Below are 18,668 nucleotides of genomic sequence, written 5' to 3'. Positions count from 1 at the left end.
AACCCGAAACTGAGACCAATAAATTAACTTTGCAATAATCTCAATTTTTTGAAAAAGAGAATAAAAACATAAGTCGTTACTATTTTAGAGACTGTATTTTTTTTAGTAATTGAATTTATACCGTGAAAATATTATTCATAAAAGAAAATTAGAAAAGCTGTATTTTTTCATTTAGAAAAGCCCGAACGAGTGCTGGCAGAATCAATCGGTTGTACACTCCCTGAAAACCCATCATCTCGATTTTATGCGTCTATTTCAAAATAAAGTCTACTGTTCCCCTGATATCGGTGGCCGAAGCTCCAATCATAATTTTGAATTTACCGGATTCTGCAATCCAGGTATTTTTTTTGTCATCGTAATAAGAAAGGTCCTCTTTTGTTAAGGTGAAACTCACCGTTTTTTCCTCTCCCGGTTCTAAAGAAATTTTCTCAAACCCTTTTAATTCTTTAACCGGACGGGGCAAACTTGACTTTTCATCATTAACATACAACTGAACTATTTCCTTTCCGGCAACTTTGCCTGTATTTTTTACTGGAATTGTCACGACCAATGAATCGGCTGTTGTAATTGATTTTGAGGAAATTATAGGTTTTCCGTATTGGAATGTTGTATAGCTCAATCCATATCCGAATGGGAAAAGAACAGGGATATTTTTGGTATCATACCAACGGTAGCCTACTAAAATATCTTCTTTGTAGTTCACGTTGACACCATCACCCGGATAACTGAATTTATCAAAGGCATGTGCCCCAACATCTTCCAGTTTTTTAGGAAATGAGACAGGGAGTTTTCCCGAAGGGTTTACTTCACCGGAAATAATATCTGCCAATGCATTTCCGGCCTCAGAGCCAAGATACCATCCCTGCACAACTGCTGGTGTTTTATCTAACCAGGGCATCAAAACTGCATTTCCGCTTAGTAAAATTACGGCAACATTTTTATTGACTTTCTGTATCTCTTCAATCAGTTTATCTTGCCCAAATGGCAAACTAAGCGATTTACGGTCACCACTTTCACAATCCTGAAAATAATTTTTATTCAAACCGCCAACAAAAAGTACCACATCGGCATGACGGGCAGCCTCAACAGCTGCGTTTTGCAAGGAGTCTATATTTAATTTAGAGGGTTCTTCTGCCCCATATAGCGGCGGACCTGAAGCATATCCCATGCTGTAAACAATATGATTTTCACCATATTTATTCTTTAATCCCTGTAATGGTGAAATTTCATAAGCGGCTTTCAGCGACGTGGAACCTCCCCCAACAATCAGGCTGCGTACAGCATTTTCTCCTATCACGGCAATCTTTGTGTATTTGCCTTGAGGAATGGGTAAAAATTGTTTGTCGTTTTTAAGAAGAACAACTCCCTCTTGTGCTATTTGTCGCGCTGCTAAACTATGCTCTGGTGATACAAAACGACCGAAAGGACGATTGGCACTCATGGTCGTGCGAAAAATCATTCGCAGGATTCGGCTCGCTTTATCATCAAGCTTCGACATTTCATATTCCCCAGATTTAATTCCTTTCAAAAACGGATCGGCCAAATAATAACTGGAAAAAGGAAAATGACCTTGTGTGGTCAATCCATTGGTATAGGTACCCATTTCAATATCAAGTCCACCATTGACAGCTTCATCGGTATTATGTACACCGCCCCAGTCACTGACCACCACGCCATCGAACTTCCAGTCATTTTTCAGGATTTTATTCAACAAAATATCGTTGTGACAGCAATGCACGCCCCATATTTTGTTATAGGCACCCATTATTGACCACACATTCCCTTGCTGAACCGCCGCTTTAAAGGCCGGAAGATAAATCTCGTGCAGTGCCCGGTCGCTTACATTTACATTAATTTCACCACGGGAAATTTCCTGATTGTTCAATGCAAAGTGCTTTACGCACGCAGCAACTCCATTAGACTGTACACCCTGAATGTAGGGAACCACCATGCGTGAAGCCAAAAAAGGATCTTCACCCATATATTCAAAATTCCGGCCATTGAGCGGTGTACGGTAAATATTGACTCCGGGTCCCAACAACATGGTTTTGTTTCGGTATCGGGCTTCTTCTCCAATAGATTTACCGTAAAGCTTTGATATCTCGGGATTGAATGTTGCCGCAAGACATGTCAAGGCAGGAAAAGCGGTGCAGGAGTCATTCGTCCATTGGGCCCCGTTCCATTCATCCCATAATTTCTCATCGCTCACACCATGCGATCCATCGGCAGACCATACATCCGGAATGCCCAGTCGGGGAACTCCTTTTGAACTGAATTTTGACTGCGCATGGCAAAGGGCTACTTTTTCTTCTAAAGTCATCCTTGACAATGCATCTTTTATGCGGGCTTCTACTGGTTTGCTTTCATCCAGGTAAACAGACTCTTGTGCCCATCCACAAATCGACAACAGACTAAATAATAATACTAAAACGTTAATTTTTCTTTTTTTCATGATATTCTTTCGATGTATTTATCAAACTACATCATTATTCTATTTTATTACCCCAACAAACCCTCCTCTTGGAAGACATTCAATTTTTAATGTATCTCCTTTTTTAACTTTTACTATTTCTGAAGAAAAAGATTTATCATCCTTTCCATCTTTGATAAGCTGAAAACTATGGTTTCCTTTACCAAGAAAATCAAATTTTACTATTAAAGTCTGAGGCACGTCTTTACCGTTCAGCCCGGCGATATACCACTGATTTCCTTTCTTACGGGCCATAATAACTTTTTCTCCCGGATAACCGTCAATTAGTTTTGTATCGTCCCAGGCAGTCGGCACCTGTCTCAAAAAGTCTTTTGGTTCGGCCGGTAAAGATTCATATGCTGACGGTCTGTCGGCAAAGTGCTGTAACCCTGATTCAAATACAACAGACAAAGCCAATTCATGGGCATAAGATGTGATATGCGGATGCTGTGAATTTGAAAAAGTAACAGGAGTATAATCCATTGATCCGATTACATTTCGTGTAAATGGAAGCGTAGTATTATGACCTGCTGCTTTATTAGTCAATACCTGATCATTATTGTACCATTCTGCGCCATACACCGCCTCAGTTGTCATCAGGTTGGGGTACGTGCGCGCCCAACCACGGGGAATTGTTGCGCCATGAAAGTTTACCATTAAATGATATTTTGCCGCATCTTTCAAAATAGTAATGTAATACTTCATCATATCCTGGTGGTCACCGGCAAAAAAATCTACCTTGATTCCATACACACCTATTTTATTGAGCCACGCAAATTCCTTGGCACGTTTTTCTGCTGTAAGTAAGCGGTCATTTGGTGTCGGGTCGAGCCAGATTGAACCGGAATTATACCACATCAATGGTTTTATTCCTTTACTTTTTGCATAGTTTACCACATCGGTTATATTCCCGCCATTGCCCATTACATCCCATTCCCAGTCGATCAATACATAAGGCCAATTCATTTCCACGGCTAAATCAACATATTCAACTACTTTTTTGTAATCCTTTGAACCGTGATTGTTTGCCCAATAAATCCACGAAACCGCACCGGGTTTAATCCAGTCAGTATCTTTCAATTGGTTTGGTTCACTTACATCGGTAATCAAAGTTGATTCGACAATATCTAATAATTCACCAACGATAAGGGTATGCCACTGAGAATTCCAGGGTAATGTAGTCTTGACTCCTTCCTGCTTAAAATTATCACGGGCAGAAGGGTATGTAACCTGATATTCATTAGTATTTTTAAAATTACTTAGTTTTGCTCCACAATTATTTTCTGTTATATCTGCCTCAGAAATTAATCCCCAAACTGGCTGATTATTCACTTTGTATAAAGCGGGAAAACCCCATTCCTGGTATTTATCAATGTTTAAACCCGTTTTCTTCAATGGATAAAAACCTTCATATGCAAGATTGAAAGGCTGCATCCAACGGGATGTGCTGTCAGGCAAAACATATGTTGTAGCCTCATTTATAACATTAACCTTTGAATCGGATTGATTTGGAAAAGTATAACGAAACGCAATACCATCATTATATACCCTGAAAACAATATCCAATGGCTGATGATTGGAATTTTGAAAACTGAATGTTTTTTCAATGCCTGAATTTTTGCATTCGTGGCGTTTGCCACAAACCATTTTATACTTATCGTGTATGGAAACAGATTTTGATATTGCAATCAAATGCAAGTTATCTGCAAACTGTTCATCGGTACGATTAATACCCAGTTTAGAATCTGGCAATACTTCTGTAAACTTGTTTTCAATTTTATACAATACCTTAAAAAAAAGATGGTGTGCAGCATTTCTTTCAGACAAATTCAAAACAACTTTTACTTTCCCGTTGGGCGAAATTATTTCCTGTGCATTTATACTTAAACTTAAAATAACAAATAGTAAAGAAATACTATGTTTTATTGATACTCTCATAGATTAATTTTGTTTTGATTTAATGACTATACTTTTTCCTTCCAGTCCATTGGACGATACCGATAGTTTAATTTCACCAGCCTGATGGTTGCTTTTTATCACAACCAGCGCTCGTCCTTTCCATGCCTTGCGTGTATTGTTTACGTATTGCTCGAAGTCTTTTATATCAGCATTATCTACTCCGGCAATAACTCCCGGCCCATCAATTTTAAAATCCAGACGGTTGGTGGCATTCGGCTGGAATATTCCGGCCTTATCTGTTATTTCAATAGTGATGAATGATAAATCCTGTCCGTTGGCCAGTATTTCTTTTCGGTCGGCTGTCAGTTTTATTTTTGCGGCATCACCGGCAGTTTGAAGAATCGTTGATTCCATTTCCTTATCATTTTCTACTCCAACAGCCTTAAGCAAACCTGCAGAATATGGAATCGGAAAAGTAGCCTTAAATTGCTCCTCTTTACTGGTTTTTTGTTCACCAATGAGTTTGTCGTTCAGGTATAGCCTTACTTTTGGATACTTGGAATATACCTCAACCTGAACCGTTTTATCTTCAAAACCAGGCCAGGTCCAGCTTTCCCACGTTGGATAAACCGACCACCAGGTTTCCTTGATTTCTAACGGTTCCGGGGCTGGTTCACGAACTGCCATGTAGAGTTTCTCGTTGGTATTATACAACAGGCTTCGGTAATGTGAAATGGGTTTTCTCCAGCCAATCAAATCGATATCACCGCAGTAAGCACCGTGATAAGGGAAGAAATCATTTTCCCAGTGCTGGCCTGGAACTTCTCCTGAATAATAATAACGGCCGATACCTGACTCACCCAAATAATCCATGGCTGTCCAGACGAAATCTCCGATTACATAATTGTTTTCCTGTACCAATTTCCAATTATTAAAAGCATCTTTTGGATAGGATTCGGTTTGGACTATGATACGCGAAGGCACTCTTTTATGATCGTCCGCAGCAGTATGCAGGTTGTAATTATAACCGGCAACATCATGTACCGCCATCAGCGGATCAAATACGTCCCAATTCTTGCCGCTGTTTACAATTGCGGATGTAACAGGTCGGGTATTATCTATTTTCTTTAATGCATCCGAAAGCATTTGGGCTGTTTTTACTGCGTCAGGATCTGTCCTCTCCGGTATTTCGTTGCCTATACTCCACATGAAAACTGAAGGGTGATTGCGATCGCGCAATACCATTGCTTCCAAATCACGTTGCCACCACTGGTTGAAATACTTAGAATAATCGTTATTGTTTTTTCCGATTTTCCAGCAATCGAAAGATTCGTCCATTACCAGTAAACCCAATCTGTCGCAAGCGTCAAGAAATGCTTCTGAAGGTGGATTGTGAGAAGTTCTCACGGCATTGAATCCACCGGCTTTAAGCAATTCAACTTTGCGTTCTTCGGCACGGTCAAAGGCAGCTGCACCTAGACAGCCATTATCGTGATGCACACAACCACCATTTATTTTCACTGTTTTTCCGTTAAGCTGAAATCCATTTTCGACAGTAAATTTTATAGAACGGATACCAAAATTGGTTTTTGTATCGTCCAGCACTTTTTTGTCTTTTACTACCTGAATCTGGGCCTGATATAAATGCGGCGTTTCCGGTGTCCAGAGCATCGGATTTGACACCTGGATGGTTTGGGTTACTTCCTTCTCACTATTGGCAGGAAGCTCAACCTTTATCTGGCCATTTCCTGCACTTTTAGAACTTTTATTCCAAAGAAAAGTCTTTACAATAATGCTCTGGGCAGATGCTGTTTCATTTTTGATCTTGGTTTTCACCAGTACAGTTGCCTTTTTTGCAGATACTTCAGGAGTTGAAATGGCAACACCCCAATGTGCCACATGCACGGGATCGGAAGCGATCATCCAGACATGGCGATAGATTCCCGAGCCACTGTACCAGCGGCTGTTCATCTGTTGTGAATTGTCGACCCGCACAGCGATAACATTCTCTTTTCCAAAATTCAGATAAGGGGTAAGATCATAACTGAATGAGGAGTAGCCATAAGGATAAACACCCAGCGATTTTCCATTGATAAAAACTTCGGAATTCATATAAGCACCTTCAAAATAAATAGCTGTTTTTTTTGCTTTCCAGCTATCAGGCACCTGAAAGGTTTTGCGATACCAGCCAATTCCTGACGGAAAATATCCGCCACCTCCACCGGTAGTATTTTTAGGATGAATTTTTCCTTCGATACTCCAATCATGGGGCAAGTCGAGTTTGCGCCAGCCCACATCACTGAAATTGTTTGTTTTGGCTTCAGGGACATCGCCTAAAAAGAATTTCCAGTCATAGTCAAATAACTGTTTTCTTTCCATGCCCTTTTGGGCATAGCCTGAAAAAAAGCTGATAAATAGCATCAATACCAATACTATTTGTTTTGCAAAACATTGTCTTTTATATGAATTTAAGCGCTTCATTTTGTTGTTTTTATTCTATTATTAATATTATACTATGTGATTTATTTTAGAAAGACAATTATCTTCCGACATATTAATGATGCCATAGTATTACGGGCTTGTTCTCTATTAAAGTTTAGGATATCCTAATAAGGTAAGCATTTCAATACCATATCGTCTGCCCAATTCCCTGTAACCATTGGAATCAAAATGGGCGTTGTCAAATCCGGTACAACCTTCCGAAGAAATAATATGTGCTGATGGAATAGTATCGGGTAACTTCCGTATAATCGGATTCATTTTTGAACAACAATTACCATCGGCAGATAATAATTCACCTGCCAAAAGAGGAACCGAATCGGCATTTAACGAAAGGTCGGTCAACATATCGCCGTAAATTTTCTTTACATACGATGGCCATTGTTCTTGTCCCGCATTCGTCTCGCCCTGATGTAAAAGAATTCCTTTAACGACTCCGTCTTTTTGGGCCAATTTGGCCAAACCGATAAGATATTGATAAGGATTTCCATCATAAGACGCTACCAGCGAGGTAAACCATTTCTCCTTATAGGTCGAATCAAAATCCTTGTAAATATCCTTGTCGAACAGCCTAATGTCACAGCCAGCCACCGAAACGTTAATAATCCCAACTGTAATATTATCCGGAAGATTGGCAACCAAAGTTCTTCCGAAATAATCCGCAGGTGATAACCCCGAATTACATTGACATGTAGGCGGAACAGCAGAATTCCATTCAGCCTTTTTTCTGTTCGGGTCTGGGCAATCCTGTGCCTGAAACACTTTGAACCGGTTATTTATTATCTTGTCCTGACTCTCTATTGGAGCTGCACCCTGCATGTTCGATTGGCCAAAACAGATAAAGATGTAAAAATTACGATCTTGCGCAAAAGCTCCCGTATTCAAAACGAATAAGCTCACAACAGTAAAAATGAAAATATTTAGCCTCTTCATATTATTATGTTTATTGTTAAACAACACATCATAAACCAAATAGTTAATTTTTATTCATATAAAATTCAAACGGTTTATCAGAAGCTTATTAGATTATTTAAAAACCTATTTAACCTCAATAAACTCCCATCTTCTAATGTAAAGTCTCCAAACGTAATACTGTCAATGAATTCCCGGGGAATGAACGTGTAATAGTCGTTCCTGAAAATTTCACATTTTCTGTTTTTGGGGAAACTTTAGTAGGCTGTTCCATTGTATTTTCATCCAGCGGACTGGCAGATGTAAGCACAATGGCTTTTCCTTTCCCGGTAAAAACTTTTGCCTCTTTCAGGTCAATCTGTGATTTTATTGCTTTGGCTGAGGCATTTACAACTTTAAGAATCACATCACCTGATTTATCGTCTTTCACAGCACTCATAATCAAGCTTTTCACAGTAAGGTTTTTTTCTGAAATTTCCTGAACCAGTTTTCCATCAAGACAGGCTCTTACGTTACCTCCTTTGATTTCAATTTTCACATCATACCATTGTTCCGTTTTGGCTTCTCCTTTCATTTCTGTAATAGCCATGCCCATTTCCAGGTGCATAACAGAATTGTTCCAACCACCTACTTCGAAACGGTTACGTTCCTCATTATTCCTATTATGGAACAATATCTGGAATCCGTTTTCGCCCGAAATCCTGCGAGCTTTCAGAGTGATCGTGTAGTCTTTCCACGTAGAATCTCCCATAAAAATGCTCACTCCTGGTTCTATTGCCGATTGTTTGAGAACTCCATCTTTTACACTCCATTCACCTTTTCCGGTTTGTCTCCAATCCTTACCAAGTTCCGCAAAATCGGGTTTAAACAGAATTTCCCCGTTAGGAGCCGTAACCACAATATCTTTAAATTCGGCCGAATTCATCCAGGTTCCAAAACCAATACAACCCATTCCTACGGGCGTTTCAATGACCGGATTATTCTCTACAGAGAAAGGAAGTACATTCGTTCCCTGGTTGTTTGAAAACATTTCCTGAACATAATAGCTTGGCAAGCCAAACCACTGGTGGCTGTCGAAATTAATTAGGTTTACCGGCCATGCTTTGTGGTTTGCATTGCACAACAAGGGTGCATAAGCTCCCAGGACAACTACATCCGAGTTTCGTTCCATGCCTGTCATCCAGGCAGCTTCACCTATTGCACCGCGCAGGTTACCGTTTCCTGTGCCTGAAGTTACCGCATATTCGCCAATAAAAACTTTGAAGCCATTGCGGTCGTAGCTGTCATATTTATTTGAATTCCAGATAAACCAATCTGGATTGTTGTAATAATGCTCATCAATTAATTCCGGCTTTGGCTCTTCAGGGTGTCCACCAGCCCACTCGTTGGCAACGAGTTTCATGTACGGGTATTTTGCCTGAATTGCCTTTACAAACAATGGCCAGCGTTCGTTATAAGGAGTTCCGCCATTTTCGTTCCCTATTTCCATGTATTTCAGGTTAAATGGTTCCGGATGTCCGTTTTTAACCCGAAGACTTCCCCAAACCGAAGATTCCGGTCCATTGGCATATTCGATTGCATCAAGAGCATCTTGCACCCATTGTCCCATTTGGTCGAGCGGAATTACTTCTTTGTGTGACATTCCAATATTTATGCAATAAAGTGGTTCAGCGCCCAAATCTTCGGAAAGTTGAAGATATTCGTGAAACCCAAGTCCGTTAGTAGCATTGTAACCCCATATATTCCAGAGTGCTGTGCGTGTATCAATGTTTCCGATTGTATTTTTCCAATTGTACATGTGCTTGAAATCGTCACCTTCCACCCAGCAACCTCCCGGAAAGCGTAAAAATTTGGGGTGAAGAGCATCAAACGCTTCGGAAATATCGGTGCGCAAACCATGATTTTTCCATGTTTTATCTGGGAGCAGCGAAACCATATCCAGAAATAGTTTCCCGTTGCCTTCGCCTGAAATTTGCAGGCTTGCTTTGGGATCGCCTGTGCTTATTTTCAGATTTGCAGTATAATACGCCCAGTCTCCGGTAATTCCTTTTATTTCAGCAGCCGATATTTCATTGCCTTTCGCATCAAGAATTTTTATTTTTAAAGGAGAGGAAAAACCTTCAATAGCACGTGCGGCAAACTTCAGCATATAACTTTGACCCTGCACCATATTCATGCCCCAGTAGCCTGAATTTTCCAGTTTAAAAGAACCGGAAGCATTAATTAACAATGCTTTGCGATTGAAGGAGTTTAATGGCGGTATCGCTTGTTTCGCGAAAAGGTCGGCATTGCTGATCGAAGCCGAACTTTTGCCATCGCCACTTGTAAACTTCCAATCCTGAGGAATATCAGCATCTTCAAACGAACGATTTTTTACCATTTCGGGATACAATCCTCCATCGGCAGATAGGTTAATATCTTCGAAGAAAATACCGAACAAGGTAGGTGAAATTGTATGTCCCGGATTATTGACTTCAACAGTAATTTTAGCCTTAGCTTCTTTGTTCGTCTGAGCGTTCAGAACAATGCTCAATCCGCAAAGTAATAAACACGTAATAAGCTTTTTATTTATGTCTTTTTTCATTAGTTTCTTATTTTTTTTCATTTACAGCTAACTGTAATGAAGGTGGCAGTTATTAACCGCCACCAGATTATTGGCAGTTCCTGTTCGTCTGGTTTTATCTGACTCTTTAAGCTATCGCTTGTGGGACTGCCTGTTGAAATAATACTTTTTAAGCTGTTTTATCGGGCAATTATAAAAGGTATACTTTTTTTATACCTGCTGTTTTTTACTGATAAGAAATACGAACCGGCAGAGAATGCACTCACGTCCAGGGTTTGTACCATTTGTCGGTCACTATTTACAGTCAGGACTTTTAGCCTTTGACCTGCAAGATTATATATTGCCATTTCAGTTGGTTCTGCAATTGCCAAATCAAATTTTATTTGAAGCTTATCATTTACCGGATTAGGATAAATCATTACTGTTTCACTAGTTGGCAGTGTGTTTATATCACCAACCGACAATGGGGCTGCTGCCTTAAGCAAAACTGCTGTTGTTGACAAAGAAGGTACAGTAATGGTAAATGAATTTGAATTAACGCTTACAGAACTCTTTTTTAAGGCATTATCAGTATGAGATACAAATGTTTCCGTTGCTGGCAATGAGGAAAGCTGCAGTGTTTCTGAATTTCCATTTGCAGCAGAAAAACCAGTAAGGTTTACCGTTACAGTACGTGATGCATTCATATCCTTGTTCACAATGATTACAGTCATCGCATCTGCAGCTTGGCTTACAGAAGTGTATGCCGAAACTGTGTCTTCAAGTGAGGAAGTGCTGGAAACACTATAATCTTTTGCATAGCGGCTGAAAAGGTGTAAAGTTTCCCACATACCTACAGACCAGTTCCATGGGCTAAACAATTCAACACCATTATTGGCAAACGTCCCAAGATGTGAAGCATATATAACCGATTCAAGGCTTGGGTTGCTGCCTGACTGGGTACCCCATTCGCTTACGCCAGGAGTTATCCCGTGGTTTGCACCAAAATGTTCGGTTAACCAGTCGTCGATGCGCTTGAAAATGTATTGTTTTTTAGGTGTGTTCTCCCAACCACCTGTAATTGTTTTAATACCGTTTGAACCCGGATAATCATAATTTGTATCATAATAAATTCGGTGTCCCTGCAATGCCGCTGCATCATTATTATTATACGAAGGGTAGTTGTGAATATCTAACACATCGACCAATTTGATACCGGTTGCTTTATACTCATCGCCAAGGCGTTTTATAAAATACTCTATCCATGGATAATACCTCCCATTGATGTATATACTTTCATTTGACCATTTGTACCATTGCCATTCAGAGGTTGTAACAGGTCCACAGAGCTTGATACCAGGATATAAAGCTTTCGCTTTCTTCGCTAATTCAATATAACGATCCATAAAGGCAGAAGCAGATAGTAACGTTGGCATTGCCCAATCATGTGTACCGTTCCATATATCTACCTCGTTATCCATATTCCAGTATACAAACTGGTCTTTGTTCAGCCCTAAACCATTGGCCCCAAACCAATGATTAAGAATGCCCACCGAAGAGTCGGCTGGCCATGCCTGACTGAACAAATTAGGGTTTCCATCAACCAGGGCCTTACCCCCGCCGTTTGGATCGGGAGTTCCTCCACCTGCCAAATTTTGATTAACCCCAGACCAGTATTGTGCCTGATTGTACCCCCAGTCATTGAAATTGTTATTGGTATTGGATGCAACCCTACCCAGTAACTGAAAGGCAAACATGCCTTGCATATCAGGAAAGTCGGTATTAATCTTTTGTGCCGAGACACCCCAATCAGTAGTATAAACATTATTATACCAGTCGGGATGAACAGTAAGTTTTGCCTGCCAGTTATAGGCTGATGCATTATTACCACCATTCAGGCGGGCAAAGCGCAAGCCTGCATCTTTATAAAATTGGTCGGGGTGGTTAAAGAAGTCATTTTTTCCATAGATATTAGGCGATATCTTTTTTTTGTTTACAGCAGCATTTACTGTAATCTGAACAGCCTGAGCAAACGTTGCAGTACTGAAAAGACAACAAAAGCTTACTGTAAAAAAATATTTTTTTAAGTACAAAAATTTCAAATTCATATCTAATTTTATTTATTTACTACTATAAATTTTTTAAGTTGGTGTTGTGAGTTATTATTTATTTTTACTGAATACAATTCATTGGATAAAAGGGTTGGGTATGCACAAAACAGGGTTTCAAACTGCTGTCTTGTCCATTACCAATCTGTCCAATGCTAAAATAAAATCTGTCAATATTTTTACTAACTATTTCTATTTACTGGTTCATCATATATACAATCACTCGTTTATTTGTCCATTTTATAAATCCGATCCATCAATTGCCATTTTTGGTCGGCAGTTGCCTCGGCCGAGCTGTCCTGAAATTGCGACATATGTACTTCCCATTCGCTTTGACGTGGCTTTAGTACTAATTCGGCCATCACCTTGTCGTGATCAAAATCTGCTATGGTATCCATAATCATGAAAAGCTTTGTTCCAAAAAGGTAGATTTCCATATCGATAATCCCAACCTCTTTCATGCCCTGGGTTATTTCAGGCCACGCAGCTCCTTTGGCGTGCGCTTTTTTATAGGCTTCGATTAATGTTGGGTCGTTAAGCAGCTCCATGGTTTTGCAATAACGTTTGAATGAATTTTGCATTTTTTTACAATTGTTGTTCTATTGATTAAAAAAATAGTATTTATTTATTTGTTTTTTAAGTTTCCTATTATCAGAACTATTTCATAATAAACCTTATATGAATGGAGTCAGCATTATTTTTGCGCTGACTCCATACAAAAAACTCAGTTACTTATTTTTTAACCATCTTAAATGATTTTGAATAATTTGAATTTACTCCTTCAACCTGCACTATATATAATCCTGATTTCAACGAAGATCCCATTGATAATTGGCTTGAAGATGCAGATTTGGTTGATTCTATTTTTCTTCCCAAAACATCAAAAACGCTAACTTGAAGTGGTCCTTCTGAATTTGTCGCATCAATATTAAATTCGCTGGCAAATGGGTTTGGGTAAACCTTAATTGAATTCTCGGTTAATTCGTTCGATCCAATCCCCAGGCTAACTGTTCCAGTTATTTTAAAATCATCAAAAATTTGATCAATTCCTGTAGGAGGATTTATTCTGAGGCTTATTGTACTAATTGCTGCAGGCAAAGCAACAGATTGTGATCCTCTGGCGTACCAATCCCCGCTAGGAACTGTAGTTAGAGTTACCCAAGCACCACCATCAGCACTTGCTTCAATGAATGGTGCTACAGCCGGACCCTCAAAAACCAGAAGAAAAGAAAGGCTTAAATTTGTATAACCAGCCACATTGATATTAGATATGGTAACAGCGGTTTCTGTAGAGTTTAATCGCAAATTGGTAGAACTCCACCCAAAACGCAAACTCATATTAGCATCGCCAGTGGTTGTCAAATCTTTTCCACCACTCCATGTACCTGCCTTTGTAGATGGTTTAAAAGTGACCACTTGATCACTAGTTAAGCCTAAATTTGATTCAAAATTTTCGCTGTACAGAGTTTGTTGAGCGTTGGTCACATTTAACATCCCTGTTAAAGCCAAAAATAATAGTGTAATTTTTTTCATGGTAATTGTTTTTAAGTTTAATAAATATTGATTAGAAATTAGGTAATAATTTGTTCAAAAAACTGGGACAAATAATATAAAGCATAGATCCAACTCCAGTTATTAAAAACAATTTCTTTGAAATATTTTCGTTTTTTAAACTAAAATAAGTCCATATATTTTCTTTATTTTTATTTTATTTTAAGCACCATTGCAATATCGTTCGGGATAATCTTCGGTTTTATAATTACCAGTGAATCGGCATATTGTTTCCACGAAAGTTTTTCTTTACTGCCAAGAATCTGGATATTCTTGATTTTGGAATTATTTTTATTTTTGCCAAGCGATTTTAAGCAGATATTCCTGGAAGGCACTCCTAAAAGAGTGGCATAAAGAATTTTTCCTTTTTGATTATAGCGGATGTCATTAGCCGACAACTTTACTTTTCCTTCATTGAAACTTTTGTATTCACCAGGTTTTACAGCATCTGAAGCTGGTCCTTCACCATAGAGCTTCCACGGGCGTGTATCAAAAATGCTTTCTTTGTTCATATCCATCCAGGTCGCTATTTTTTCAAGAATTGCAACCTCCTTATCATCGATCGTGCCGTCTCCCTTAACAGGAATATTAAGCAGCAGGTTTCCATTTTTACTAACAATATCAACCAACATGTGGATTACTGTAGCCGCAGATTTGTACCCATTATTTTCATAAACTGATTTGCTGTAGTGCCAGTCGCCGATACAGGTACAGGTTTGCCATGGCAAATCTTCGATTTTATCCGGCGCACCTCTTTCTACATCCCATACCATACATTTTTTTTGTTCAGCGTCCAGCATTTTCCCGAACAGGACAGCCTCAAGCTTGTTATTGTGGGTTGCCATATTATGGTTATAGAAATCAGCCGCAATTTTTAATCCCGCATCGCTTACCGGGTAAAGCGGCAGTACGCTGTCATCAAAATAAATCAGATCGGGATTGTATTTGTTGATTAGGTCTATGGTACGATTATAGAATTTTTCACAGTAAGCCTGCGAAGGTATCGATGCGCCATTGTTCCAATCCCACTGATTCCAAAGAGCAAATATATCTTGGTCACTTTTTTCGCTCAAAGGATGATTTTGGGCATAAAGCTCCTTCGGATCAAGCCCTTCCCACCATGTTCCTTTACCATCGGCTTTGGTAAGCTTTCCGTCGTATGAAACACCTGCCAGCGATCCTTTTTTATCTGATCGCTGAGAAGTCTCGAACCATGTCCATGTATGCGAAGCGTGTACACTAAGCCCGAACGGAAGATTATATTTTTTGGCTGCTTTTGACCAACCGGTTATAATATCTTTCTTAGGTCCCACACGTACGGAGTTCCATTCCTGGTATTTGCTGTCCCATAAATCCAGATTGTCATGATGATTTGCCATGGCAAAGAAATATTGGGCCCCTGCCCGTTTGTATAGCGCTACAAGTTTTTCAGGATCCCAATTTTCTGCTTTCCAATCCTTAATGACTTCCTTAAATCCAACTTTGGATGGATGCCCGTAATGTTCAGCAAACCATTTATATTGGTCGCCGCCTTCGTTATACATAAATCTCCCAAACCAGTCTCCTTGTTCGGGTTGGCATTGAGGTCCCCAATGCGCCCATATCCCGAACTTGGCATTTTGGAACCATTCCGGAGTTTTATATTGTTGCAAAGATTGCCATGTTGGCGCAAACTTTCCGGCAGCAACAGGTTCATTACCATCCCTAATTGGGGATGGATAATTTTCCTGAGCTGTCAAAAAATGTGAAAACAAGATACAAACCACTATAAACCGATCCATTTTCATATGTCTTTTATACTTTTATATTTATACTTTTCAAATCCAAACAAACAGATCTATTTTTTAATAATCTTAAATGATTTTGAGAAATTTAAGTTTACACCTTCAACCTGCACTATGTATAATCCTGGTTTCAATGAAGACCCCATTAACAATTGCCCTGATTCAAGAGAGGATTCTGCTGTTTCTACTTTTTTCCCCAACATATCAAAAATGCTGACACGAATTGGTTCATTCGATTTTGTAGCTTCAATCTTAAAATCATTCACAAATGGATTTGGAGAAAAATTTATCGAAAAGTTTGGCTCCTCTGCAATATCATCTGTAGATATCGAACCCATTTTGGCAGTTTGTCCATTCCCAACTGTAGTGATCGTCCACTGCTGGTTATTATGGCTACTCGAGCTCCATTGGCCTAAATCAGCACCATTGGTCTTTAGACCCATTCCATCGAGATAGAATCCGGTCTCCTTATTTTTAAACTTAACATAGCTTCCAGCAGTTTCGCGTGTCCAATATTGTGCATTAGTGCCACTATAACTGTGCTGCCCCGCAGCGAAGCCCTTTGTGGTTCTGTACATGCCATCAATATACAACCCGGTAGCTCGGTTTTTCAGCATCACATAGTTTCCAACCGTCTCTATTATCCATTGCTGGTTAACACTTTCGCTACTACTCCATTGTGCACAGTTGGAGCCTTCTGTGGTTTTGCCCATTCCATCCATACGCAAGCCTGTAGCCCGGTTGGCTAAAGAAACATAGGTCACAGAAGGTGCTGCAGGCTCCCAGTAAATTAAACCGCGTGCCGATAAGCCCCACACATATACCCTTCCGAAAACATTTAAATCACCAAATATCAGGGTGGTACCACCGAACTCGTGGGCATCATCATTGACACGGATCCAGTTAGCTCCTTTGTCTGTAGATCTGAAAAGCCCTTTCATACCTCCCACTGTTCCCCAGATGAAAATAGTAGGATAACTGGCTCCGGCCATTGCCTTTCCTATCCCAACCGCTGTACAGTAAGGTACATTGGAAACAGTAGTATAAGTCGCTCCATGGTCGGTAGAATATTTCAGTCCATTGCCAACCAGAGGCACCCATATATGCCCTTCATATCCCGGCACAGTACGAATAAAGGTCGGCACCCATGACGTTGTTGTCGCCCCGGGATTACCGGCAACTGAAAAGCTGACTCCATTGTTAGAACTTACAAGCATCTCTCCGCTTGACTGATTATGGATATAAAAGTAATTGCTGTTTACCCGGTCAGCTACAGGGAATGTATTCGATATTGCAACTCCGCCCACACTTGTCCAGCTGTCGCCATTGTTATTGGTACGCCAAGTGGTTGAAGATCCCACAGGACAATGAAGTATCGTGCCTCCGTCCGCGCTGATGGCAACTTTTCCTGCGACCCCTTTAGTGGTGGAACATGCCGTCCATGTAGATCCCTTGTTGGTAGAATAATAAACATAACTCGCACCCTTATCGCCATTAGTTGTTCTTACTAGCTTGCTTGTATTGGCTGCGGCATAATCAATGCCTCCGTTCGATCCGCCGGCTGGCTGATGAGTGCTTGCAGGATAAGAGGTCAGGTCGTTATGTACAAAGCCTGTTATGTCCCCGAAAGCGGTAATGACTGGACCGCCGGGAATGCTGATTCCGTCATTTAAGCCGGTTTCCTCCATTCCTCTCACATCAAATTTCCAGCTTGGGCTGGCTGCATTAATATTGGAACAGGTAAAAAGTCCATTGCCGGAAACCACTCGTACCTCCGCCGTATTGCCCGGTGTAAACTCGGCTGAGCCAGCCCAGTGCAACTGCCCGTTTGACCATCCTATGCCATCATTGTTATAGGTGCTGTTGCTGCCGTTCGTAAGTGTCCAGTCGGTGCCTCCATTGGTCGATAAATAAATGAAATCGCCCCAGGTAGTACCATACTGATCATTATTAAACCTAGCGATGGTTGATACCACTACCCGGTTAACATTGGAAGGGTCTACGCTTACACCTCCATAGGAATAGTTGTTCGCGTTAGGCGTTACATTTGTCCAGGTGCCTGCGGAAGTGTTGAGCTTGTATAGTCTGCCTAAACCGTCTTCATCCCCATGTGTCACATACATCGTAGTACCTGTCAGGGCAGCCCGATTAGGTATAAAGTCCGTGGTAGCGGAAATGGCGGTAAAGGTTGCTCCTCCGTTGGTACTCTTGTAAATATTCGCGCTGCCGGTGCGGGAAACGCCTATATACATGGTTTGACTAACTCCGTTTACCACACTGCCTGAAGGATCAAAGAGAACAAAACATATCCCATTCCCATTAGCAGTGGTGGTTACATCTTTCCAGGCTTGGTTCCAGGTAACGCCGGCATCGGTACTTTTCCATAATCCGTTCGCCCTGGTTCCGCAGAACAAAATGTTGCTGTTTTTGGGATCAACAGTAAGCCGCTCCCCGGTTGAACGTCCTCTCCCGTTTCCATGCGCTTTAAACTTGGAGGTAACATCAATAGACGTGAAGGTATTTCCCTTATCAGTAGATTTCAATATCGCTGTTTTCCCAAAGTCATAATAATCGAGACCACAGAGCATGTAAATGGTATTGGCGTTTTGCGGATCAAGTGCCATAGCTTCTACCCCTGAAAAATTTCTCTCTTCTTCAGATATCCAGTCAAGTAACTGCACCCATTTACTGGTTGCGGCATCCCAGCGGTAAGCGCCGCCCACGTCTGTACGACAGTAGATATCGCGGGATTTTTGGTGGGTAATGATGCCTGTTACATACCCGCCACCACCAAGAGATGCGTGTTTCACCCCATAAGTCTGGGCGTTTGTTAAAACCGGACTAAATACCAAAACAAGGTATAAAAAGAAAATTTTTACATTACATAAGTGGTTTTTCATAAT

Annotated in this window: 10 protein-coding genes; all 10 read right to left on the bottom strand. The window is 40.4% G+C overall.

Annotated elements, in window-relative coordinates; translation table 11 throughout:
- Positions 1-250 precede the first annotated feature (250 nt).
- Complete coding sequence (locus PMI10_RS00170; protein WP_007803140.1) at positions 251-2,452, bottom strand: beta-glucosidase family protein; 2,202 nt, start codon at positions 2,450-2,452, stop codon at positions 251-253.
- 39 nt (positions 2,453-2,491) lie between these two features.
- Positions 2,492-4,408, bottom strand: coding sequence for a glycoside hydrolase family 97 protein (locus PMI10_RS00165; RefSeq protein ID WP_007803139.1), 1,917 nt, complete (start codon positions 4,406-4,408; stop codon positions 2,492-2,494).
- 3 nt (positions 4,409-4,411) lie between these two features.
- Positions 4,412-6,748 (bottom strand): glycoside hydrolase family 2 TIM barrel-domain containing protein, encoded by a 2,337-nt coding sequence (locus PMI10_RS00160; protein WP_238539433.1) that lies wholly within the window; start codon positions 6,746-6,748, stop codon positions 4,412-4,414.
- A gap of 210 nt (positions 6,749-6,958) precedes the next feature.
- Entirely contained in the window at positions 6,959-7,801 is an 843-nt protein-coding gene (locus tag PMI10_RS00155) for a sialate O-acetylesterase (protein WP_035631146.1), read from the bottom strand.
- A gap of 133 nt (positions 7,802-7,934) precedes the next feature.
- Positions 7,935-10,364, bottom strand: coding sequence for an alpha-L-arabinofuranosidase C-terminal domain-containing protein (locus PMI10_RS00150; RefSeq protein WP_007803136.1), 2,430 nt, complete (start codon positions 10,362-10,364; stop codon positions 7,935-7,937).
- Between the two features lie 158 nt (positions 10,365-10,522).
- Positions 10,523-12,430, bottom strand: coding sequence for a glycoside hydrolase family 44 protein (locus PMI10_RS00145; protein ID WP_007803135.1), 1,908 nt, complete (start codon positions 12,428-12,430; stop codon positions 10,523-10,525).
- A gap of 227 nt (positions 12,431-12,657) precedes the next feature.
- Positions 12,658-13,011 carry an L-rhamnose mutarotase gene (locus PMI10_RS00140; protein ID WP_007803134.1) on the bottom strand — a complete coding sequence of 118 codons (354 nt, stop codon included), beginning with the start codon at positions 13,009-13,011 and terminating at the stop codon, positions 12,658-12,660.
- Between the two features lie 151 nt (positions 13,012-13,162).
- On the bottom strand, positions 13,163-13,963 hold the full coding sequence (locus PMI10_RS00135; RefSeq protein WP_007803133.1) for a T9SS type A sorting domain-containing protein: 801 nt from the start codon (positions 13,961-13,963) through the stop codon (positions 13,163-13,165).
- Between the two features lie 170 nt (positions 13,964-14,133).
- Complete coding sequence (locus PMI10_RS00130; RefSeq protein WP_007803132.1) at positions 14,134-15,762, bottom strand: alpha-L-fucosidase; 1,629 nt, start codon at positions 15,760-15,762, stop codon at positions 14,134-14,136.
- 56 nt (positions 15,763-15,818) lie between these two features.
- Positions 15,819-18,665: an RICIN domain-containing protein gene (locus PMI10_RS00125; RefSeq protein WP_007803131.1), complete on the bottom strand. Its 2,847-nt coding sequence runs from the start codon at positions 18,663-18,665 to the stop codon at positions 15,819-15,821.
- Positions 18,666-18,668 lie beyond the last annotated feature (3 nt).

Source organism: Flavobacterium sp. CF136, from assembly GCF_000282055.1.
Classification (GTDB): domain Bacteria; phylum Bacteroidota; class Bacteroidia; order Flavobacteriales; family Flavobacteriaceae; genus Flavobacterium.
This window is presented reverse-complemented; position numbering and strand designations above follow the sequence as displayed.